At 73.7% G+C, this 21177-nt stretch carries 20 protein-coding genes; 12 read left to right on the forward strand and 8 right to left on the reverse strand.

The genetic code is table 11. The features are described from left to right. Positions 1-56 precede the first annotated feature (56 nt). From ACRX5S_RS32750 to ACRX5S_RS32765, 4 genes are read left to right on the forward strand one after another with little or no spacing between them, the layout of a single operon-like run. Positions 57-1610 (forward strand): MFS transporter, encoded by a 1554-nt coding sequence (locus tag ACRX5S_RS32750; protein ID WP_436776815.1) that lies wholly within the window; start codon positions 57-59, stop codon positions 1608-1610. Between the two features lie 10 nt (positions 1611-1620). Further along, on the forward strand, positions 1621-2058 hold the full coding sequence (locus ACRX5S_RS32755; protein WP_436776816.1) for a hypothetical protein: 438 nt from the start codon (positions 1621-1623) through the stop codon (positions 2056-2058). Between the two features lie 10 nt (positions 2059-2068). Then, positions 2069-2779 (forward strand): futalosine hydrolase, encoded by a 711-nt coding sequence (locus ACRX5S_RS32760; protein WP_436776817.1) that lies wholly within the window; start codon positions 2069-2071, stop codon positions 2777-2779. Beyond that, positions 2776-3627 carry a 1,4-dihydroxy-6-naphthoate synthase gene (locus ACRX5S_RS32765; protein WP_436776818.1) on the forward strand — a complete coding sequence of 284 codons (852 nt, stop codon included), beginning with the start codon at positions 2776-2778 and terminating at the stop codon, positions 3625-3627. Before ACRX5S_RS32760 ends, ACRX5S_RS32765 begins: the two co-directional genes overlap by 4 nt. Before the next feature lie 174 nt (positions 3628-3801). Here ACRX5S_RS32765 and ACRX5S_RS32770 read toward each other — a convergent pair whose 3' ends face one another. After that, a complete protein-coding gene (locus tag ACRX5S_RS32770; RefSeq protein WP_436776819.1) occupies positions 3802-4185 on the reverse strand; it encodes a cold-shock protein in 384 nt (127 codons plus the stop codon). Positions 4186-4370: 185 nt separating this feature from the next. Here ACRX5S_RS32770 and ACRX5S_RS32775 point away from each other — a divergent pair, with 185 nt between their 5' ends. Continuing rightward, entirely contained in the window at positions 4371-4625 is a 255-nt protein-coding gene (locus ACRX5S_RS32775) for a hypothetical protein (protein ID WP_436776820.1), read from the forward strand. Between the two features lie 167 nt (positions 4626-4792). Continuing rightward, complete coding sequence (locus tag ACRX5S_RS32780) at positions 4793-5746, forward strand: sucrase ferredoxin (protein WP_436776821.1); 954 nt, start codon at positions 4793-4795, stop codon at positions 5744-5746. Positions 5747-5752: 6 nt separating this feature from the next. On the opposite strand, the gene ACRX5S_RS32785 is transcribed toward ACRX5S_RS32780, so the two are convergent. Then, entirely contained in the window at positions 5753-6631 is an 879-nt protein-coding gene (locus tag ACRX5S_RS32785) for a hypothetical protein (protein ID WP_436776822.1), read from the reverse strand. A gap of 725 nt (positions 6632-7356) precedes the next feature. Here ACRX5S_RS32785 and ACRX5S_RS32790 point away from each other — a divergent pair. Next, on the forward strand, positions 7357-9780 hold the full coding sequence (locus ACRX5S_RS32790) for a helicase-associated domain-containing protein (RefSeq protein ID WP_436776823.1): 2424 nt from the start codon (positions 7357-7359) through the stop codon (positions 9778-9780). A 61-nt stretch (positions 9781-9841) separates the two neighbouring features. Here the strand turns inward: ACRX5S_RS32790 and ACRX5S_RS32795 are convergent, their stop codons facing one another. Both ACRX5S_RS32795 and ACRX5S_RS32800 read right to left on the reverse strand, forming a co-directional pair. After that, complete coding sequence (locus tag ACRX5S_RS32795; protein WP_436776824.1) at positions 9842-10750, reverse strand: hypothetical protein; 909 nt, start codon at positions 10748-10750, stop codon at positions 9842-9844. Positions 10751-10761: 11 nt separating this feature from the next. Continuing rightward, positions 10762-11712 carry an ABC transporter ATP-binding protein gene (locus tag ACRX5S_RS32800; RefSeq protein WP_436776825.1) on the reverse strand — a complete coding sequence of 317 codons (951 nt, stop codon included), beginning with the start codon at positions 11710-11712 and terminating at the stop codon, positions 10762-10764. 229 nt (positions 11713-11941) lie between these two features. On the opposite strand from ACRX5S_RS32800, the gene ACRX5S_RS32805 reads away from it, so the two are divergent. Beyond that, a complete protein-coding gene (locus ACRX5S_RS32805) occupies positions 11942-13591 on the forward strand; it encodes a DNA repair helicase XPB (RefSeq protein ID WP_436776826.1) in 1650 nt (549 codons plus the stop codon). A 46-nt stretch (positions 13592-13637) separates the two neighbouring features. On the opposite strand, the gene ACRX5S_RS32810 is transcribed toward ACRX5S_RS32805, so the two are convergent. Beyond that, positions 13638-14333: a winged helix-turn-helix transcriptional regulator gene (locus ACRX5S_RS32810; protein WP_436776827.1), complete on the reverse strand. Its 696-nt coding sequence runs from the start codon at positions 14331-14333 to the stop codon at positions 13638-13640. Positions 14334-14645: 312 nt separating this feature from the next. Here ACRX5S_RS32810 and ACRX5S_RS32815 point away from each other — a divergent pair, with 312 nt between their 5' ends. Further along, entirely contained in the window at positions 14646-15479 is an 834-nt protein-coding gene (locus ACRX5S_RS32815) for a class I SAM-dependent methyltransferase (protein WP_436776828.1), read from the forward strand. Positions 15480-15837: 358 nt separating this feature from the next. Further along, positions 15838-18102 (forward strand): AAA family ATPase, encoded by a 2265-nt coding sequence (locus tag ACRX5S_RS32820; protein WP_436776829.1) that lies wholly within the window; start codon positions 15838-15840, stop codon positions 18100-18102. Between the two features lie 36 nt (positions 18103-18138). On the opposite strand, the gene ACRX5S_RS32825 is transcribed toward ACRX5S_RS32820, so the two are convergent. Beyond that, positions 18139-18903, reverse strand: coding sequence for a hypothetical protein (locus ACRX5S_RS32825; RefSeq protein WP_436776830.1), 765 nt, complete (start codon positions 18901-18903; stop codon positions 18139-18141). A gap of 166 nt (positions 18904-19069) precedes the next feature. Further along, positions 19070-19537, reverse strand: coding sequence for an SRPBCC family protein (locus tag ACRX5S_RS32830; RefSeq protein WP_436776831.1), 468 nt, complete (start codon positions 19535-19537; stop codon positions 19070-19072). A 156-nt stretch (positions 19538-19693) separates the two neighbouring features. Between ACRX5S_RS32830 and ACRX5S_RS32835 the strand changes: the two genes are divergently transcribed. Continuing rightward, positions 19694-20332, forward strand: coding sequence for an HD domain-containing protein (locus tag ACRX5S_RS32835; protein ID WP_436776931.1), 639 nt, complete (start codon positions 19694-19696; stop codon positions 20330-20332). A gap of 116 nt (positions 20333-20448) precedes the next feature. Next, entirely contained in the window at positions 20449-20850 is a 402-nt protein-coding gene (locus ACRX5S_RS32840) for an Imm7 family immunity protein (protein WP_436776832.1), read from the forward strand. An 8-nt stretch (positions 20851-20858) separates the two neighbouring features. On the opposite strand, the gene ACRX5S_RS32845 is transcribed toward ACRX5S_RS32840, so the two are convergent. Continuing rightward, a complete protein-coding gene (locus ACRX5S_RS32845) occupies positions 20859-21122 on the reverse strand; it encodes a DUF4031 domain-containing protein (RefSeq protein WP_436776833.1) in 264 nt (87 codons plus the stop codon). Positions 21123-21177: the final 55 nt, after the last annotated feature.

Here is a 21177-nt window from a genome sequence, read left to right on the forward strand (position 1 = left end):
TGTCACCAATACACGTATCCCCGGTGAAGAAGGGCAGGATTCAAGGGGTGGGAGCCTTGCGGACACGAACTGAGATCCGGACCGGCGCGGTGCGGGTACGCGGCAGCAGCGCCGCCGGCACCGGGCGGTTCCGGCGCGGCGTGTCCTGGTTCGGCGGCCTCCCCAAGGCGGCCGGCGGACGGTTCCGCCGCGCGGCCGACTCGAAGGGCGCCAAGGAGAGCGGCCTCGGCAAGCTGATCGAGCTGCACGCGATCAACAACGCGGGCGACGCCCTCGTCACGATCGCGCTCGCGACCACGGTCTTCTTCTCGGTGCCGACCGGCGAGGCGCGCGACCGGGTGGCCCTGTACCTGCTGATCACCATGGCGCCGTTCGCGCTGATGGCCCCGGTGATCGGCCCGCTTCTGGACCGGCTGCGGCGCGGCCGCCGGGTGGCGATGGCCGTGACGATGCTGGTGCGCGCGGTGCTGGCGTTCATGATGGCCGGGGCGGTGGAGAACGGCGGCCTGGAGCTCTACCCCGAGGCGTTCGCGGTCCTGATGACCTCGAAGGCGTACGGCGTGTCCCGCAGCGCGGTCGTGCCCCGGCTCCAGCCGCGCTCGATGTCGCTGGTGAAGGTGAACTCGCGGATCACGATGTTCGGCCTGGTCGGCACCCTGCTCGCGGCCCCGGTCGCCGGGCTGCTGAAGGTGACGGCCGGGACGCCGTGGATCATGTACGCCGCGGTGGTCGTCTTCGTCTTCGGCGCCGGGCTGTCGTTCGCCCTGCCCGCGAAGGTCGACTCACCGGAGGGGGAGGACAAGGCGTCCTTCACGCGCGAGGCGCCTGGTGCCGACCACGAAAGCCACTTCCCGCACCCGCGGCGCGCCCGTGCCGAGGCCAAGGCTGCGGCCAAGGCGGAGGCCAAAGCCGCAACCAAGGCCGCAGCCAAAGCCGACGCGAAAAGCGATACCAAGACCGACGCCAAGTCCGCGGCCAAGTCCCCCGCGAAGGCCACCAGACGCCTCCGCAGCGTCGGCCCCCTCGTCGTACTGGCCTTGTGGGCGAACGCGTCGCTGCGCTGGTTCTCCGGCTTCCTGGTGATGTTCCTGGGCTTCCTGCTGCGCGAGGAGCCCGTCGCGGGGCTCGACAACAAGCAGGCCCTCGGCGCGGTCGTGGTCGCGGCGGCGGTCGGCAACGCCGTCGGCACCGGGCTCGGCGCGTGGTTCAAGTCGAAGGCGCCGGAGGCGATCATCGTCGGCGTGGTGCTGACCGCGGCGGGCTCCGCGGTCGCGGCCGCGTCCTTCTACGGCCTGACGACCGTGCTCGCGGTCGCGGCGGTCGCCGGGCTCGCCCAGGCGCTCGGCAAGCTGTCGCTGGACGCGATGATCCAGCGCGACATCCCGGAGGAGGTGCGTACCTCCGCCTTCGCGCGCAGCGAGACCGCGCTGCAACTCGCGTGGGTGGTCGGCGGCGGCGTGGGCATCGTGCTGCCGCTGAACGGCACGCTCGGCATGGGTATCGCGGCGGGCGTGCTCGTCATGGCGCTGGTGCTGACCGGACGCCGCCTCACGACGCGCCGATCGCGCCCCGCACGGTCCCCCGGCTTCCGGCTGCGCGGCGCCCGGTAACCTTCGGATCATGATGATCCGCCGCCATGCCGCCGTCGCGGGCGCAGTGGTCCTCGGGGCCTTCGCTCTGACGGGCTGTGAGAAGCCGACTCCCATCGTGACGCTGGTCAACGGCAGCAACTCGGTCTCCTCCGAGGAGAGCTGCTCGAAATCCGACCTTGCCGACCCCGTGAAGCTCGAGAAGTGCGCCAAGGACAGCAAAGTCCTCAAGGTGACCACGGGCACCACGCTGCGCATCGGCGTCGACAAGGAACTTGCGGACTCCGGCTGGCAGGTGGAGATCGGCGACGGCAAGAGCGACGTCATCAAGGACAAGACTTTCCAGAACATCTTCACCGTCCCCGACGACGCGTTCGAGGACGAGAAACAGATCGCCGTCGCGGTCTACAAGGTCGACAAGTCCGGCGACCGCGTGGGTGCCTGGGCCTTCACGCTCGAAAAGGACTAGCCCCGCCCCCATGCGGATCCTCGTCGTCACCGCCGTCCCCGCCGAGCGCGACGCCGTGCTCGGGGTTGTTCCCGGCGCTCGCCCGGGCACCGGGAACGGCGGCCGCGCGGCGCCGGTCACGGACGTGGTGGCCGCCGGGGTCGGCCCCGCGGCGGCGGCCGCCGGGACGGCCGCCGCACTCGCGCGCACCCCGTACGACCTGGTCGTCAGCGCGGGCATCGGCGGCGGCTTCGCCGGGGCCGCGCCCGTCGGGTCGCTGGTGGTCGCGAGCCGCATCGTGGCCGCAGACCTCGGTGCGGAGACCGCCGACGGGTTCCTGTCGGTCGACGAACTCGGCTTCGGCAGAAGTGTGTTCGACGTCGCTCCCGACCTGGTCGAAGGGGCGGCGGAGGCGGCCCGCGGCGTGCTGGAAGACGTCCGCGTCGGCGAGGTGCTGACCGTCGCGACGGTCACCGGCACGGCCGCCCGCGCCGCCGCGCTGGTGGGCCGCCACCCGGACGCCGCCGCCGAGGCGATGGAGGGCTTTGGCGTCGCCACCGCCGCCGCGGCGGCGGGAGTGCCGTACTGCGAACTGCGCACGATCTCCAACCTCGTGGGCCCGCGCGACCGCGACGCGTGGCGCATACCCGACGCCCTGCGCGCACTCGGCGCCGCCACGTCGGCGGTGCTGCCTGTGCTGGGCGGGGAACGGACAGGAGCGGACATGGAGGAGCGCACATGACAGCCGAGGCCCTGTCGCTGGCCTACTCGCCGTGCCCCAACGACACGTTCGCCTTCCACGCCTGGGCGCACGGGCTGGTGCCGGACGCGCCCGAGGTCGCGGTCACGTACGCGGACATCGACATCACCAACGGCCTCGCCGAGCGCGGCGGCCTGGACATCCTGAAGATCTCGTACGCCGCCCTCCCCTGGGTCCTCGGCGAGTACGCCCTGCTGCCCTGCGGCGGCGCACTCGGGCGCGGCTGCGGGCCGCTCGTGCTGGCCCGCGAGGCGCACGCCCCGTCCGACCTGGCGGGCCGCGTCGTGGCGGTGCCGAGCGAACGGTCCACCGCCTACCTGCTGTTCCGCCTGTGGGCGGCGCGGGCGGTGCCGGGCGGGGTGGGCGAGATCCGGGTCATGCCGTTCCACGAGATCATGCCCGCGGTGCGCGATGGCGCGGTGGACGCGGGGCTGGTGATCCACGAGGCGCGGTTCACGTACCAGCAGTACGGCCTGACCTGCCTCGCCGACATGGGCGAGGCGTGGGAGGCCGACACCGGCCTGCCGATCCCGCTGGGCGCGATCGTCGCACGGCGGTCGCTGGACCTGGCGGCGCTGGCGTCGGCGGCGCGCGCGTCGGTCGAGCACGCGTGGACGGACCCGTCGGCGTCGCGTGCGTACGTCCAGGAGCACGCGCAGGAGATGAGCCCGTCCGTGCAGGAGCGCCATATCGGCCTGTACGTCAACGAGTTCACGCGCGACCTCGGCGACGAGGGCTACGCGGCCGTACGCGGCCTTCTCGGGCGCGCGGCCGACGCGGGGCTGGTCCCGCCGGTGGCCGACGATCTGCTGGCGTTCCCGGGGCGCTGAGGACGCCCGGAGGGCACAGCGGGGCCCGGACACCCGTTCCGGAACCGGCACCACCGCCGAGCCCGCCCCGCCGCCACGTAATCCGACGTCCCCGTAATCCGAAGTCCCCGCGCCGATCCACGGCACGAGGACTTCTCGCCCACCCGGCGCCGCGTGGCACCGGCGGACGCGGGGTCAGCTCTCTATCTGGTCCGCGACCGCACGCAGCAGCTCGGCGACCTTGTGCGCGGTCGCCTTGTCCGGGTAGCGGCCCCGGCGCAGGGTGTTGGACACGCTGTCGAGGACCTTGATGACGTCCTCGACTATGACGGTCATCTCGTCGGGCTTCTTGCGCGTCGCGGCGACCACCGACGGACGCGGGTCCAGCACGCGCACGGACAGCGCCTGCTCGCCGCGGCGGCCTTCGACGATGCCGAACTCGACCCGCATGCCGGGCTTGAGCGAGTCGACACCCTGCGGCAGCGCGGAGGAGTGGACGAAGACGTCGCCGCCGTCGTCGCGGGAGAGGAAGCCGAAGCCCTTCTCGGTGTCGAACCACTTGACCTTGCCGGTAGGCACGGAGGACCTCGCCTGTGTCGGGACGTCGCCATCTGGACGGTCGGGACCGGAGCAGAACAGGGTGATGCCGCAACGGGGTACGCCAAGACGCCCCCGTTCACCCACCCAGGCTAACGGTCGCGACCGACGCGGCATACGGGGATACCCGAGCGGGAACGGCCGCGCGCGCCAAGTACCGTGGGGTGGTGAGCACCATCGATTCCTCCCGCACGGCGCCCCGCGAGGCGGGCCGCGCCGACGTCGCGGTCCGTGTCGGCGCGATCGTGTTCGCCGTCGGCGCCGTGGCCACTCTGGCGACCCTGACACCGTTCCTGATCGGCGCAGACGCGCTGCCCCGGGCGGTCTACCTGCTGAGCGTGCTGATGCCGGTCGGCCTCGCCGTCCTGATCGGCGGCGTCGTCGCGACGGCGCGCGGACAGCGACGCAGCGTGCCCGACTGACCCCGGCCGCGTTGCGTACGGGCCCTCTCGCGGTGCCGCTCCGGGCGCCGTGGAGGGCGGCTTGTACGCTGGTCGCGCGCCGCCCGGAAGCGGCGTGCTCCCATCGAGCCACGCTCATTTGCGGCTGTGACTTTGCGTAGCGAGTTAGGTTACCCTAACCTAATCTCGTGGCAGCCTTGAATCCTCCCGCGAGCCCGACCGCGCCCGCACGCGGCACCGACCGCTGTGCCGTGGTCGCCCGCGCGCTGGGCGAATCGGTGCTCGGCAGCGCCCCCGAGACCTGTGACGCGTGGCTGCTGGTCGAGCACCCCGGCCCCTGGCCCGCGTACGACCGGCCGCCCGGGCTGTCCCCCGAGGTCGCCGAATTCCTCGACCGCCTCCCGGCGTACCGCATCCGCCCCCAGCTCATCCGCCGCCCCGGGGCCCGCCGCCCGGTGCCGCCGCACCAGGTGTACGTCGCCTTCTCGGGCGGCTCGCGCGGCGGCGAGCCGTGGACCGAGCAGCGCGAAGTGGCGGACCTGCGCGAGTTGTTCGACCTCGACCTCGGCGCGGTGTCGCGCGGCGAGCGGCCCGGATGGGGCACCCCGCACAACGAGCCGGTGCTGCTGGTGTGCACGCACGGCAAGCGCGAGCCGTGCTGCGCGCAGTTCGGGCGGCCGACGGTGCGGGCGCTGCACGCGGCGTACGGCGACCCGGTGTGGGAGACCACGCACGTCGGCGGCGACCGCTACGCGGCCAACCTGGTCGCGCTGCCGCACGGCACGTACCACGGACTCGTCACCGAGCCGGTCGCCGCCGAGGTCGGCGCGGCGTGCCTGCGCGGCGAGATCGACCTCGCGCACTACCGGGGCCGCATGGGCGTGCCGGCCGCGGTGCAGGCCGCGGAGTGGTTCGCCCGCAGCCACACCGGCATCGTCGCCATCGACGCGGTACGCCCGCTCACGCACACCGAACAGGCGGACGGCGGCGCGACCGTCGACGTCGACGCGGACGGGCGGCTGCTGCGCGTCACGGTCCGCACCGCGCGCAGCGGGTGCTCGCGACTCACCTCGTGCTCGCAGGGCACAGTCTCGGACCCGCACGAGTTCGTCCTGTCCGAACTGCACGAACTGACCGCCTGAGCAGGGCTACTCGTCCGACTCGGCCTGCTTCCGCAACAGCACCACCAGCAGGTACACCGCCGCAGCGGCACCGAAGACGCGCGGCATCGTCGGCAGCAAGTCCTCGAAGCGCTCCCAGGCTTGACGGGCCGTCAGGTCGGTCCCGGCGCGGTCCGTCGCGCGCAGCCACATCGCGGTGCCGAACGCCGCCACGGTGACCAGCGGGATCGTGAACCCGGCCATGCGCTTCTCGCCCAGCGACCACAGTGCCGAGGTGAAGGCGACCAGCAGTCCTATCACCACGACGACCGCGGACCCGACCATCGCGCCGACCACCAGCAGCACGATCGTGACGAGCTCGCGCACCGAGGCCCGCAGCGGCACCCGGCGCACCGGCTCCGGCCCGACGATCTCCTCGACGCCCTCCCACTGCGCGGACCCGGGCGGGGCGATCCCGATCGGGTACGCCGGCCAGCCGATCAGCCCGTCGCCCACCGGCTGCATCGGCGTGGCGCTCATCGCCTGCTCCTCCGAGCCGTCGCGCTGCGACGGAACGGGGCTGGCGTCCGGCCGGAAGCCGATCTGCGCGGCGATGGTCGCGGTCCGCGAACCGCGCACCGCGGCACCGCCCGACGAGTCCATCCCGGCACCGGCCGTCGCGGCCTGCCCGGACTCCGGCACCCGGAAGACCTCGTTGGCGACCACCGCGTCGGGCGAGCCGAGCCGCGTCAGGATGCCCTTGACCCCCGCCGGGGTGTTGGCGTTGCCGCGCTCGCGCTCCTGCTCGATCTCACCGCGGAGCCGCTCGACCAGCCGGGCCCGATCGGCGGGCCGCAACTTGCGCTGCGCGGCGTCCCCGACTTCACCCAGGTATTGGAGGACCAGACGGTCGCACTCGAAGTCCATGCCCGGCCTTTCGCCCCCAAGAAGTGCCCTCGTTGCCCCAGACGGACCAGCAGCCAGCTTAGAACCGCGGGTGCTGCCAGACGATCCATTCCCCCGATCGGGGTACGGGGAACGTTCGACAGGAGAAGCACGCGGCGCTGTAGGTCGAGAGGGACCTCCTGCGGCCCCGGCCACCCGGCCCGAGCGCCCGCGCGCGTCCGCGCGATGCAGCACACGGAACAGCCGAGGGCAGGACGGAGTGGCGTCGCAACCTCGACGGTCACGCTGCCGAACGCGCGGCCGACCGCAAGCCGGGCGAGTTGGAGCGGGCGAGTTGGGGCGGACGCGTCGGGGCCGGGCGAGTTGGGGGGCGCGGGTGGGCGGGTCGGTCGCGTCGCATCGTGTCCGTCGCATCGCGTCCGGCCCGATGCATCCGGTCGCCCTGCATCGGGGCCGGGCGGGGCCGTCGCGTCGCATCGCTTTGGTCGCATGACATCGCTTTGGTCGCATGACATCGCATCGGTCGCGTCGAGCCGGTTGCGCCCGGTCGTACGGCGTCGGGGCGCGGCCGTCGCGTCGGGTCGGTCGCATCGCATCCCCTGGCATCGCGTCGCATGACGTCGAGTCGGGGCGGCACGGCCACGGCGTCGTGCGACCGGTGTCGGCGGCTGCGGGCCTCTCTCCTGGGCGGGCGGGCTCTGGGGGTGGGGGGTTTCGGCTTTGCGGCTAACGTTGTCGGGATGACCATGTCCACCCAGAGACCCTCGGACGGGCCCGCCGGTGCGCCCGGTGGGGGCGGGGCGCCGCGTACGCTCGCCGAGGATCTGCGCGGGCGCGGCGACGACGAGCTCGCGCTGCTGCTCCGCGCGCGGCCCGATCTCACCACGCCGGTGCCGGTCGACCTGACCCAGCTCGCGACGCGGGCGACCACCCGGGCGTCGGTCGCGCGCGTTCTGGAGCGGCTGGACCGCTTCACCCTCCAGGTTGTGGACGCCGCGGTCGTGCTGCCGGACGGCTTCCCGTACGAGGCGCTGCACGACCTGGTCGGGGACGACGTACCGCAGCTCGCGGACGCCGTCGAGGCGCTTCGCGTCCGCGCCCTCCTCTGGGGCCCGGTGTCGTCGCTGCGCGTGGTGCGCACGGTGCGCGACCTCGCGGGTGCGGCCCCCGCAGGGCTCGGACCGCCGCTGGCCGTGGCGCTCGGCGCGACCGGTCCCGCCCGGTTGCAGGAGGTGCTGGCCGACCTCGGGCTGCCCCCGACCGCCGACGCGGTGGGCGCGATCGCCGCGCTGACCGGCCTGTTCGGGGACCGCAAGGCCGTCGCCGCGCTGCTCGACCAGGCTCCCCCGGCCGCGCTCGAAGTCCTGGACAAGCTGGTCTGGGGGCCGCCGACCGGCAGCGTGCGCGGCGCCGACCGGCCGGTCCGCGCCGACGAGGCGAACTCCCCGGTGGAATGGCTTCTCGCCCGCTGCCTGCTGGTGCCCGCGGGCCCGCAGACCGTCGTGCTTCCGCGCGAACTCGCGCTCGTGCTGCGCGGCGGCCGCGTGCACCGCACGCTGGAGCCGACCCCGCCGGAGATCGCGACGACGCCGCGTGATCCACAGGCTGTGGACGCCGCGGGCGCGGGCGCCGGGTTCACCGCCGTGCGGCAGGTCGAGAAGCTGCTCGAACTGTGGAGCACCGGCGGGCCGCCCGTGCTGCGGGCCGGTGGTCTGGGCGTACGCGATCTCAAGCGCGTCGCGGTCGCCCTCGACGTGCCCGAGTCCGAGGCCGCGGTGTGGCTGGAGCTGGCGTACGCCGCGGGGCTGGTCGCGGGCGACGGCGAAGCCGACGAGCAGTGGCTGCCGACCCCTGCCTACGACGTGTGGCGGGCCCGGCCGGTCGCCGAGCGCTGGGCGACGCTGGCCGGGGTCTGGCTGGAGACCACGCGCGTGCCGGGCCTGGTCGGCACGCGCGACGAGAAGGACCGGCCGGTCAACGCCCTCGGCCCCGGCATCGACCGCACCGCCGCCCCCGAGGTGCGCCACGCACTGCTGGGCCGCCTGACCCAACTGCCGCCCGGCACGTCCGCGCCGGCCGCCGACCTGCTCGCCGACCTCGCGTGGCACCGCCCGGTCCGCACCGCGCGGCTGCGCTCCGAGCTGGCCGACCGCACGCTGGTCGAGGCCGAGCTGCTGGGCCTCACCGGCCGCGGTGCCGTCACGACCGCGGGCCGCGCGCTGCTGACCGGCGACCTGAACGCCGCCGCCGTGGCCCTCGCGCCGCTGCTCCCGGTCCCGCTGGACCATGTGCTGCTCCAGGCGGACCTGACCGCCGTCGCGCCCGGGCCTCTGGTGGTCGAACTGGCCCAGGAGCTCCACATGGCGGCGGACGTCGAGTCGACCGGCGGCGCCACCGTGTACCGGTTCAGCGAGCCGTCCATCCGGCGCGCGCTCGACTCCGGGCGGACCGCCGCCGACCTGCACCGGCTGTTCGCGACGCACTCGCGCACGCCCGTGCCGCAGCCGCTGACGTACCTCGTGGACGACATCGCCCGGCGGCACGGGCGGCTCCGCGTCGGCGCGGCGTCGGCGTACCTGCGCTGCGACGACGAGTCCGTGCTGAGCGAACTGCTCGCCGACCGCCGGGCCGCGGGGCTGCGCATGCGGCGCCTCGCGCCGACCGTGCTCGCCGCCGAGGGAGCGCCCGACGCGGTGCTGTCGGCGCTGCGTTCGCTCGGGTACGCGCCGATGGCCGAGTCCGCGACGGGCGACGTCGTCGTCACCCGGCCGGACGCGCGGCGCACGCCGCCCCGTTCGCTGCCGCCGCGCGTGACCGGCGAGCCGCCCGCCCCGAGCGCGGGGCTGATCTCCGCGGCGGTCAGCACGATCCGGGCCGGGGACCGGGCGGCGGCCAGCCGGCCCCGCGGTGCGGGCGACGGCGAGGCGCCCGCCGAGCTGCCGCGCACGTCGGCGGCCGAGACACTGCTCGCGCTGCAATCGGCGCTGGCCGAGCGGCGGCCGGTGTGGATCGGCTACGTGACCCGCGAGGGCCGGGCGACGCAGCGCGTCATCGTGCCGCTGGGCCTGGAGGGCGGATACGTCACCGCGCAGGAGCAGACCGCGGGCGAACTGCACACGTACCCGCTGCACCGCATCACCGGCGTCGAGGCGGCGGAGCCCGCCGACTGACGTCTCGTCGGGGAGGCCCGACCGACGTCTCTTCCCGGAGGCCGTCGAGGCCGTCGGACCGTCACATCTCGCGGCGGCCGATCCGCCACACCGCGAGGGACAGCATCGTCAGCGTCACCAGCACCGCGACGAGCGCGGGCCCCACGAACTCGCCCGGCGTGGCGTCCTCCAGCAGTTCGACCCCGGCACTGCCCAGCGACGACGGCTCCCAGCCGCGCAGCGGCCGCCACAGCCTCGGCAACGGTGACAGCACCAGCGCGACGAGCGCCGCGCCGAACAGCGCGACGGGTCGCCGCAGGAAGGCCGACGCGCCCGCGACCAGCGCCAGCGCCATCAGCAGATAGAGCGTGTTGAACAGCGCGCCGTACAGGATCCGGTCGGTCGGCACCGGCCCCCAGAGCCAGCGCAGTTCGGCCCACACGATGGCGGTGGCCACGGCGTTCGCGATGCAGACGGCCGCCGCGCACACCGTCCAGCGCGGCACGACCAGGTCCCGGGCGCGTCGCGTCCGGGTGCGGTAGAAGGCCGCCAGGCCGGGCCGGTGGTCGACGGCGAGGGCCGCCGCGGCGATGCCGAGCGCGACGAACAGGCCGATCTGCCCGGACGCCACCACGTACGCGGCCATGCCCTCGGGCGCGCCCATGTCGTCCGGCGGGTCGGCCCCGTCCGCGCCGAGGACCTCCAGGATGCGATCGAGGTGCCGGACTACGAGCGGCCCCGCGGCACCGAGCAGCGGATAGGCGATGAGGAGGAGCAGCCAGCGGCGGGTGCGGGTGACGCGCAGGACTTCGAGGCGCCACAGGCCCAGCGGCCGGCGGACGCGCTGACCCGCCGCCTCGGCCGTACGCGCCGCCCCGCTCGCCTGCCCGCGCACCGCGCCGCCCGCGCGACCGCGACCGCGCCCGCGGTCCGCGACCGTGTCAGCGGCGGCTCCGGTCTCCGCGCGTCCGGCCGCACTCAGCCGTCCCACGCCGCGCTCGCTCATCGGGCCGCGCCGGTGATCGACAGGAACGCGCTCTCCAGGTCCGACTCCTCGGGCCCGACGGAGATCACGCGCGCGGCACTGCGGTCCAGCACGCCGAGGATGTTGCGCTCGCCCTCGTCGACCGTGCGCGCCTGCACCCGCACCAGGCCGGGGCGCACCGAGGACACCCGTACGACCCAGTCCTCGGCCGCGAACGTGCGGCACAGCGCGGCGCCGTCGTCGCGCAGCCGGATCAGCCACGTCGGACGCATGTGCTCGGTGACCAGTTCGGCCACCGGCCCCTGGTAGATCAGGTGGCCGGCGCGCAGCACCCCGACCTGGTCGCAGACCCGCTGCACGTCGGCCAGGATGTGGCTGGAGAAGACGACCGTGGTCCGGCCGCGCATGCCGGCCACCAGGTCCAGGACCTCGGCACGGCCGCGCGGGTCGAGCGCCGAGGTGGGCTCGTCCAGGATCATCAGGTCGGGCTCGGCGACCAGCGCGGCGGCCAGGCCGAGCCGCTGCGTCATGCCGCGCGAGAACGAACCGGCCTTGCGGTCCGCGGCCTCGACCAGGCCGGTGCGGTGCAGCGCGGTCTTGACGCACTCGGGCCGCAGGTCCGGGTTGACCAGGCGTCCGGCCAGCTCGACCACCTCGGCGGCGCTCAGCCAGGGCTCGAACTCGGGCACGTCGGTGCACACCGCGATGCGCTCCTGCGGGACCCCGAAGTCCACCTCGCCTGCGTCCGCCCGCCGCATGCCGCTGATCAGCGAGAGCAGCGTGGTCTTCCCCGCCCCGTTCGGCCCGACCAGGCCGTAGACGCTGCCCCGGGGCACGGCGAGGCCGACGCCGAAAACGCCGGTGCCGCGACCGTAGTCGCGCGTCAGCCCGTGCGTACGCAGCGCGGGGCCGGGGTCGGAGGCCGCGGAGGCACCGGGGACGCCCGGCAGCGGCGGAAAAATGGCCATTGAATATCAGGGTAAGAGCGCCGGACCGAACCGTGGTTCCTCCTCAAGGAGGGCACTGCCGCTCATCCCTGCGCAGTACGGTTCCGTAGGGCTGCTTCCCCGGGGGAATATCGGCGGTGCGGAACGGTTTTCGGCCGGTTGGTCCGGTCCGTCCCGACCGACCGGAACACAGCCGTCCCCGGGGTGGTTCACACTGGGAGTCCCCCATTCGCCGTAAGAGAGGCACCGCGTGTCAGAGCCGACCACCGGCCCGCTGATCGTGCAGTCCGACAAGACCCTGCTGCTGGAGATCGACCACGAGGCCGCGGCCGACTGCCGGCGCGCGATCGCGCCGTTCGCCGAACTGGAGCGGGCGCCGGAGCACGTGCACACGTACCGCCTCACCCCGCTGGGGCTGTGGAACGCCCGCGCGGCCGGCCACGACGCCGAGCAGGTCGTCGACGTGCTGTTGCGCTACTCGCGCTACCCGGTGCCGCACGCGCTGCTGGTCGACGTGGCCGAGACGATGGGCCGGTACGGCCGCCTCACCCTCGCCAAGCACCCCGTGCACGGCCTCGTGCTGACCACGACCGACCGGGCCGTGCTCGAAGAGGTGCTGCGCAGCAAGAAGATGGCGCCGCTGGTCGGCGCGCGCGTCGACGCGGACAGCGTCGCGGTGCACCCGTCCGAGCGCGGCCAGGTCAAGCAGGTGTTGCTCAAGCTGGGCTGGCCCGCGGAGGACCTGGCCGGGTACGTCGACGGCGAGGCGCACCCGATCGAGCTCGCGGAGCGCGGCTGGACGCTGCGGCCGTACCAGAAGGAGGCCGTCGAGGGCTTCTGGCACGGCGGCTCCGGCGTCGTCGTGCTGCCGTGCGGCGCGGGCAAGACGCTGGTCGGCGCGGCGGCGATGGCGACCGCGAAGGCCACCACGCTGATCCTGGTGACGAACACCGTCTCGGCGCGGCAGTGGAAGGCGGAGCTGGTCAAGCGCACCTCGCTGACCGAGGACGAGATCGGCGAGTACAGCGGCACGCGCAAGGAGATCCGGCCGGTCACGATCGCCACGTACCAGGTCGTGACGACGCGGCGGAAGGGCGTCTACCCGCACCTGGAGCTGTTCGACTCCCGCGACTGGGGCCTCATCGTGTACGACGAGGTCCACCTGCTGCCCGCCCCGATCTTCCGCTTCACCGCCGACCTCCAGGCCCGGCGGCGGCTCGGCCTGACCGCGACGCTGGTGCGCGAGGACGGGCGCGAGGGCGACGTCTTCTCGCTCATCGGCCCGAAGCGCTACGACGCGCCGTGGAAGGAGATCGAGAACCAGGGCTACATCGCCCCGGCGGACTGCGTCGAGGTGCGCGTCACGCTGACGGACGCCGAGCGGCTGGCGTACGCGACGGCCGAGCCGGAGGAGCGCTACCGCTTCTGCGCGACGACCGAGACCAAGACGCGGGTCACCGCGGAGCTGGTGGCCCGGCACGCGGGCGAGCAGACGCTGGTCATCGGGCAGTACATCGACCAGCTCGACGAGTTGGGCGAGCGCCTGGACGCTCCGGTGATCAAGGGCGAGACGCGCAACACCGAGCGGGAGCGGCTGTTCGAGGCGTTCCGGCAGGGCGAGATCTCGGTGCTGGTGGTCAGCAAGGTCGCGAACTTCTCGATCGACCTGCCGGAGGCCGCGGTCGCGATCCAGGTGTCGGGGTCGTTCGGGTCGCGGCAGGAGGAGGCACAGCGCCTCGGGCGGGTGCTGCGGCCGAAGGCCGACGGCCGGGCGGCGCGGTTCTACTCGGTGGTGGCGCGGGACACGATCGACCAGGAGTTCGCGGCGCACCGGCAGCGGTTCCTGGCCGAGCAGGGGTACGCGTACCAGATCGTGGACGCTGACGACTTGCGGTCGTAGGCGGGGTCGACGGTGCCTGTCGGGCTGCGCGGTCTTCGGACCGGGGTCACGTCGGGCGCGGTACCGCGGCGAACCCCGGGAGGGTGAACCAGCCGGGCAGCGCGCGGCGCAGGTCCTCGGGGCCGCGGACGTCGACGTCGCCCGAGCGCAGCGCGTCCGCCCAGGGCAGGTCGCCGCGCCAGATCTGGATCAGGCGGCGCAGGCGGGACGTCACGGTGACGTCGACCTGGTAGCCGGGGTCGGTGTCGCACAGGTCGGCTTCGGCGGTGCCGGGGCCGCCCGCGCTGATGACGAGCCACCAGTCGCGGGCGCGCAGCGGGGCGTCCGGGAACCGGAAGCGGACGACGGTTCGGCGCCCGGCGGGGACGGCGTCGCCGTCGACGCTGCGGCGCATGTCCCAGAGCAGGAGCTTGGGATCGAGGTCGGCGTCCCCCAACTCGCCGGTCCAACGCACTCCCCAGACGCTCAGCGCCTCGACCACCGGGCGGAGTTCGCGGCCCGCCGGGGTGAGGATGTAGCGCACGTCGGTGCCGTCGGCCACGCGTTCGACGATGCCCGCCCGGGTGAGGTGGGTGAGACGTTTCGAGAGCAACGTCGGTGACATGCGCGGCACTCCGCGGCGCACGTCGTTGAACCGCTCGCTCCCGGCACACAGTTCGCGCACGATGAGCAGCGTCCAGCGTTCGTCGAGCAGCTCCATGGCCTTCGCGACGGGGCAGAACTGGTGGTACGAAGCGCCCATAGTGGCGAGGGTAGGGGGCGGGCGGCCGCCGCGCCCGGGGTTTGCGGTACAGATCCTGTACTAGGCGGCCCATGCCGTGGCTCTTACTCTCGAAGACATGCCTCCCCTGGCGAACCTCCGTTGGGGGAAGCCCAGTTGCCGTGGAGCACCGAAGCGGGCCGGGTCGTGACGAGAGTACGGCGGCCGGGTCCGGGGGCGGGTGGGGCCGGCGGGTCGGATGAGACCCGTCGGGCCTGTGGAGCCCATGGGCCCTTGTGGGACCGGCGGTCCGCGGCGAGGAGTCACACGTTCCCAGGGGGGAAGGAAACTGCCATGAGTGAAACCGACATTTCGGGCGCCGATCGCGCCCTCAAAGCCAAGCACCGCGCCATGTGGGCACTGGGCGACTACCCGGCCGTCGCCGCCGAGGTGATCGCCGAGCTCGGCCCCGAACTGGCCGCGGCGGCCGGGGCGGCACCGGGCGCACGGATCCTCGACGTCGCCGCCGGATCCGGGAACGCCGCGATCGCCGCGGCCCTCGCGGGCGCGGACGTCACCGCGTCCGACCTGACACCCGAACTGATGGAGGCGGGACAGCGGTACGCCGAAACGGCCGGGGCCAAACTCTCCTGGCAGCAGGCGGACGCGGAGGAACTACCCTTCGGGGACGCGGAGTTCGATGCCGTGATGTCCTGCGTCGGCGTCATGTTCGCGCCGCACCACCAGGCCACCGCGGACGAGCTGCTGCGCGTCTGCAAGCCGGGCGGCCGCATCGCGCTGGTCAACTGGACGCCCGAGGGGTTCATCGGCCGGATGTTCGCCGTGATGAAGCCTTACGCCGCGCCTCCGCCGCCGGGCGCGCAGCCGCCGCCGCTGTGGGGCGACCCGGAGCACGTGCGGGCGCTGTTCGGCGACCGGGTGACGGGCTTCGACGCCCAGCGGCGGCAGTTGTCCGTCCGGCGGTTCGGGAGCGCGGAGGAGTTCCGCGACTTCTTCAAGGCGAACTACGGCCCGACGATCGCCGTGTACCGCAACATCGCCGACGACGCGGCGAAGGTCGAGGCACTGGACCAGGCGCTGGCCGAACTGCCGAGAACGTTCTGGCTCGACGGCGGCCCGCCAACGCTGACGTGGGAGTACTTGGTGGTCACCGCCCGCAAACGCTGAGGCGGGGGCGGAGCGGGGAGACACTGCGGGCAGTCGGCTCCCGCGCACAGAGGCCACGCGGGGCGGGCTGTGCGCCGGTGGACCGGGGGGGCGCGGTCGCGGGTCGCAGGTCGCGGGTCGCAGGTCGCGGGTCGCGGGTCGCGGGTCGCGTCGGAGGGTGCTCGGGGAGGAATTCGGGTTGGACAGGGGGCGTGTGCGGGTCTAAGGTGGCCGATTCCGCTGCCGCGTAACCGCACTGCCCCAGGGCCTTCCGAGTCCGGGGTTGGGCGCCGGCCACGCCGACCGGTCGGAATCGGTCGGCGTCCTCTTCCTGCCGCGGTTCCTCCCGCAGGAAGCCGCCCACGGATCCCGGAGTCCCATGTCCGCGCACGCCGCCGACCCGTCCGACGACCGCACCGCCGCCCCCGATCCCGCGCTGGCCGCCGAACGCACCCACCTGAACGCCTCGCGCGCCGCCCTGCGCCGCATGCGCGAGGAGACCGAGGCCCTCGACCTCACCGACGTCGGCGGCAACGAGGTCTCCAACAAGATCGTCCACGGCCTGATCCAGGACCGCATCGCCGCCCTCGCGGACCTCGCCGACACCCCGCTCTTCTTCGGCCGCGTCGACGGCCGGTTCGCGGACGCCCCCGCGGTCGCCACCGGCACCGCGCCGGTCGAGATCGCCGCGGACCCGTCCCGCCCGCTGGAACGCTTCTGGATCGGCCGACGCCACGTGCACGACGAACACGGCGACCCCATGGTGGTGGACTGGCGGGCGCCCGTGTCGCGCTCGTTCTACCGTGCCACCCGCCTCGACCCGCTGGGCGTCGAACTGCGCCGCCGCTTCGGCTGGACAGGCGGCACCCTCACCGCGTTCGAGGACGAGCACCTGGCCGACTCCGCCGAGCACGACGCCAAAAGCGCGATCCTCGCCGCCGAGATCGAGCGGCCGCGCGTCGGCCCGATGCGCGACATCGTCGCGACCATCCAGCCCGAGCAGGACGAGATCGTGCGCGCCGACCTCGGCGAGACCGTCTGCGTGCAGGGCGCCCCCGGCACCGGCAAGACCGCCGTCGGTCTGCACCGCGTCGCCTGGCTGCTGTACGCGCACCGCGAGCGCCTGCACCGCAGCGGCACCCTGGTCGTGGGCCCGAACCGCTCGTTCCTCGACTACATCCAGCAGGTCCTGCCCGCGCTCGGCGAGGTCGAGGTCGGGCAGACCACGGTCGAGGACCTGGTGGCGCACGTCCCGGTCAAGGCCGCCGACAGCGCCGAGGCCGGACGGCTCAAGGGCGACGCGCGCATGGCCGAGGTGCTGCGGCGCGCGGTCTGGTCGGGCGTCGTCGACACGCCGTCCGAGGCGCTGCTCGTGGTGCGCGGCTCGCGGCGCTGGCGGGTGCCGTCGTACGAGGTCGAGGAGGTCGTCGCGGGCCTGCGCTCACGCGATGTCCGGTACGGCGCGGCGCGCGAGATGCTGCACCAGCGCCTCGCACACGCGGTGCTCGTGCAGATGGAGCGCGCCGGCGAGTCGCCCGACGACCGCGTGCAGGACGCGGTGGCCCGCTCGCGCCCGGTCCGCGACCTGGTCAACGCGGTGTGGCCGGCCGTCGACCCGGTCAAGCTGGTGCTGCGCCTCCTGTCCGACGCGGAATTCCTGGCGGCGTGCGCGGACGGTGTGCTGACCGCGGAGGAACAGGCGCTGATCCGATGGGCGAAGCCGGCGCGCGGCGTCGGCTCGGCCAAGTGGACGGCGGCGGACGCGGTGCTTGTGGACGAGGCGGCGGACCTGGTCGCGCGTACCCCCAGCTTGGGCCATGTGGTTGTGGACGAAGCGCAGGACCTGTCCGCGATGCAGTGCCGCGCGGTCGGCCGGAGGTGCTCGACCGGCTCCGCGACGGTGCTGGGCGACATCGCGCAGGGCACCACGCCGTGGGCGGCCGCCGACTGGCCGTCGACGCTGCGGCATCTCGGGCGCACGGACGCGCGGTTGGAGGAACTGACGCGGGGGTTCCGGGTGCCGCGCGAGATCCTGGACTACGCGAGCCGTCTGCTCCCGCACATCGCGCCGGGCCTGGCGCCGGCGAGCTCCGTGCGGGAGGCGGCGGGCTCGCTGATCCTTCGCGGTGTCGGTCCACAGGGTGACGGTCCGCAGAGTGGCCGTGCACAGGGTGATGATCCACAGCCTGGGGATCCAGTCGGTCCACAGGGCCCAGATCCGCAGCCCGCCGGCCCACAGGGCCCTGCTCCACAGCTCGCCGGTCCACAGGCTGTGGACAACGTCGCCGCGGCGGAGGCCCGCTCGTTGCTCGCGCTCGAAGGCTCCGTCGGCGTGATCGCCGCCGACCGGCACGTCCCCGCCCTCACCGCGGCGCTGACCGCCGCCGGGCTCGGCCACCGCGTCCTCGGCACCGCCCCCGACGACGGCCACGACGACGGCCCCGCAACCCGGCTCAGCCTGGTCCCCGCGAGCCTCGCCAAGGGCCTCGAATTCGACCACGTCGCCGTCGTCGAACCCGCCGAGATCGTGGCGGCCGAACCCCAGGGTCTGCGGCGGCTGTACGTCGTCCTCACCCGGGCGGTGTCCACCCTCGCGGTCGTCCACAGCCTCCCGCTGCCCGCCGAGTTGGCCGCGGCGGCGTGATCCGGGCCCGGTGACGCAACCCCCGGCGGCCGTTCGTCAGAAGCGCGGCGGCGACTGCGTCGCGACGTCGTCGGCGGACGGCGGCGTCAGGTCGCCCATCGGCGTACCGAAGTCGGTGAACTTCACCGACATCGCGTCGCCGTACGACACCGACATGCGCGTCAGCTTGTTGTCCGCCGTCATACCGAACTCGACCGTCATCGACTTCACGTCCATGGACTCCAGCGTCCGGATGAGCGGCGCGTCGTCGGAGGCGCCCATCTGGTCGCGCAGCTCGTCGAGCGTGATGGTCTCGGAGAAGGAGCGCTCCGTGGATCCGTCGTCCTTGCCGGCGTCCGAGATCGCCGAGCCGAGGCTGTCCAGCGCCTCGCTCACCGAGTCGCGGTCCAGGCCGTTGAACACGGACTTGCCGGACATGCCCTCGAACCGCGTCCAGGTCTTGCCGTCCTTGGGCTCGGGCAGCTTCGCGTACACGGCATCCGGCAGGATCAGCATCTCGACGGACTTGCCGAGCGACTCGTAGTGGTAGGTGAGACGCCCCTTGATGGCGGCCAGGTCCATGACGCCGTCGGCGGTCATCGCCCCGGGAACGCCCATGGCCGTGGCGTCCCCGACGTGCAGGCTGATGCGCGCGGTGCTGGAGTCCTGGAGCTGCTGCTTCGCCTGCGAGAGCACCGTGCCGGCGACGTCGCCGCCGCCTCCTCCGGAGGTCGTCTCCGAACCGCACCCCGCCGCCCCCACCGCGACGACGACCGCCGCGACCACCGCTCCGACCCTCGCCCGCACCGACCAACCGCGCATTGCCCCGACCCCTGTCCTCGCTTGACGAATCCGTCCCCGTGGCAGCGCGCGCAGCCTAGCCACAACTCCCGTGCCAGCACAGACGGATTACCCGTACGCGCGACAAACACCCCATGCCGCCACCCCCGTCTCCTGCCCTGTGCGCCCCGGCCGAACCACGCGCCCGCTAGCGCCCATCGGACGGACGACCGTCCAGAATCCGTTGCAGATACCGGTTGCGCTCGCCGATCAGCCGGGCCAAATACCGCCGCAGCACCAGTACTTCGGCCAGCCGCCCCACCGGCCCGAACGGCGCGGCGAACTCGACGCTGTCGTACATCACCGTGCCCTCGCCTTCCGCGACGAAGCGGTGCTCGTGCCGCCAGTACCGGAACGGGCCGCGGCGCTGCTCGTCGACGAAGTACCCAGGCGGCTCACATGTGGTGATCTCCGCGGTCATTCGCCACCACACCCCGAAATGCCGGGCCCGCCAGGTCACGGTGTCACCGAGTACCAGGACGCGGTCCGTGACGCCCGCGACGACCTCCTCGCGGGCACCGGACATCGACGCGGTGTGGAGCCCGACGTCCAGCGAGGCGTCGAACACGCGTTGCGGCTCCGCCTCGACGCGGGAGGCCAGTTGGAAGCGGATCACGGACGGAGCCTAGGACGCGGTCCGGAGGTTGCGGTCGGGGGGTCGGGGCGGCGGATTCGTCCGGGGGACGCCACCGTCGGACGGCACGTCATGCCGGGTTTTGGCGGGGGCTGCTGGCATGCTGAGGGCGTGGAACGCATCCAGGAGACCGCCACCATGACGTTGCAGGAACGCTGGGCCCGGCTCGTCGGGGACTCCGGCGACACGGCCACGGCCGTCGGCGAGGATCTGATCGGCCGGTACTCGCAGCCGCACCGGCGCTACCACGCCACCGGGCACCTTCTCGCCGTACTCGAACTGGTCGACGAGCTCGCGCAGGACGCCGACGACCCCGATGCCGTACGCCTCGCGGCGTGGTTCCACGACGCGGTGTACGACCCGGCCCGCGCCGACAACGAGGAGCGCAGCGCGCGCCTCGCCGAACGCGCCCTCGGGGAGGCCGGCGTCCCGGCCCCGCTCGTCGCGGAGACCGCCCGCCTCGTGCGCGTGACGGCGGAGCACGCACCGTCCGAGGGCGACCGCAACGCGGCCGTGCTGTGCGACGCGGACCTCGCGATCCTCGCGACCGACCGCGACCGATACGACGCGTACGCCGCGGCGGTGCGCGAGGAGTACGCGTTCGTCCCCGAGGAGGCCTTCCGCGGTGCCCGGGCGGCCGTCCTGCGGGATCTCCTCGCGCTGCCGCGGCTGTTCCACACGCCGCTCGGCCACGCCCGCTACGAGGAGGCCGCCCGGCACAACCTGCGCACGGAGCTGGAGCGCCTGGAGGGCGGCATCCCCCGGCAACAGGGCTGAGGGGCGGCGGAGACGCGCCGACGGCCGGGCTCGGCCGCCGGGGAGGCCGTGGCGGAGGCCGTGGCGAAGTCTGCGGCCGGGCGGCGGTGAGGCCCCGCGCCTGTAAGGTCCCGCGCATGTTCGAGTACCACGGGTGGATCAACGTCCAGGAGAGTCCCGGCATCGAGGACGCGGACCACGACGGCGACCGCCTCCGCGCGGTCGCCGAAGGTCTCCGGGAGCGCATCCGCGAGATCGACAGCCCGTACCTGCTAGACCTGCGCTGGATGAACGGCGAGTTGTTCGTGCACCTCGGCGGCTGCCCGAACCACCGGGACGAGGAGATCGTCGCGTTCTTCGGCGACGTCGGCGCGCGGGCGCCGGGGTCGTACGGCCTGCTGCACGTGCGCGACGACGAGGACCCCGGCCACGAGAACGAGTTCCGCGTGCTCAGGATGGCGCGCGGGCAGGTGGCCGAGTATCCGGACGCGCTGCTGTCGCCCTGCGTCCCGATGCTTGAGGACCCCTTCGGGGGCTGAAACGGCAGCTACGTGCGGCGCTTGCGGCGGCGCAGGCCGGAGGCGATGAGGCGCCCGACCAGCTCCTTGCCGCCCACCGGCTCGGCGCCCAGCGCCACGGCCTGGTCGTACAGTTCGGCCGGGACGTCGTAGTGGTCGCGGTCGAAGGCTCGCTCGGGGACGCCGAGGCGGCGGGCGAACTCGTGGAGTTCGTCGTACGAGGCGTCGCTGACCAGGTGGGACCACAGGCGCCCGCGTCCGGGCCAGGTGGGGCGGTCGATGAGTACTGTCACATCCTCGATCCTGCCTGATCGCTCGCGCGACAGGCCCCACGGCTCGTCGCGCGCC

The sequence above is a fragment of the Yinghuangia sp. YIM S09857 genome (assembly GCF_051388915.1).
GTDB lineage: Bacteria > Actinomycetota > Actinomycetes > Streptomycetales > Streptomycetaceae > Yinghuangia.

Bases quoted from the DNA above. Each gene is read 5' to 3' on its own strand.
- ACRX5S_RS32755 (WP_436776816.1), top strand. From the start codon at position 1,621: ATGATGATCCGCCGCCATGCCGCCGTCGCGGGCGCAGTGGTCCTCGGG.
- ACRX5S_RS32760 (WP_436776817.1), top strand. From the start codon at position 2,069: ATGCGGATCCTCGTCGTCACCGCCGTCCCCGCCGAGCGCGACGCCGTG.
- ACRX5S_RS32765 (WP_436776818.1), top strand. From the start codon at position 2,776: ATGACAGCCGAGGCCCTGTCGCTGGCCTACTCGCCGTGCCCCAACGAC.
- ACRX5S_RS32785 (WP_436776822.1), bottom strand. From the start codon at position 6,631: ATGGACTTCGAGTGCGACCGTCTGGTCCTCCAATACCTGGGTGAAGTC.
- ACRX5S_RS32790 (WP_436776823.1), top strand. From the start codon at position 7,357: ATGTCCACCCAGAGACCCTCGGACGGGCCCGCCGGTGCGCCCGGTGGG.
- ACRX5S_RS32800 (WP_436776825.1), bottom strand. From the start codon at position 11,712: ATGGCCATTTTTCCGCCGCTGCCGGGCGTCCCCGGTGCCTCCGCGGCC.
- ACRX5S_RS32810 (WP_436776827.1), bottom strand. From the start codon at position 14,333: ATGGGCGCTTCGTACCACCAGTTCTGCCCCGTCGCGAAGGCCATGGAG.
- ACRX5S_RS32815 (WP_436776828.1), top strand. From the start codon at position 14,646: ATGAGTGAAACCGACATTTCGGGCGCCGATCGCGCCCTCAAAGCCAAG.
- ACRX5S_RS32820 (WP_436776829.1), top strand. From the start codon at position 15,838: ATGTCCGCGCACGCCGCCGACCCGTCCGACGACCGCACCGCCGCCCCC.
- ACRX5S_RS32825 (WP_436776830.1), bottom strand. From the start codon at position 18,903: ATGCGCGGTTGGTCGGTGCGGGCGAGGGTCGGAGCGGTGGTCGCGGCG.
- ACRX5S_RS32835 (WP_436776931.1), top strand. From the start codon at position 19,694: ATGACGTTGCAGGAACGCTGGGCCCGGCTCGTCGGGGACTCCGGCGAC.
- ACRX5S_RS32840 (WP_436776832.1), top strand. From the start codon at position 20,449: ATGTTCGAGTACCACGGGTGGATCAACGTCCAGGAGAGTCCCGGCATC.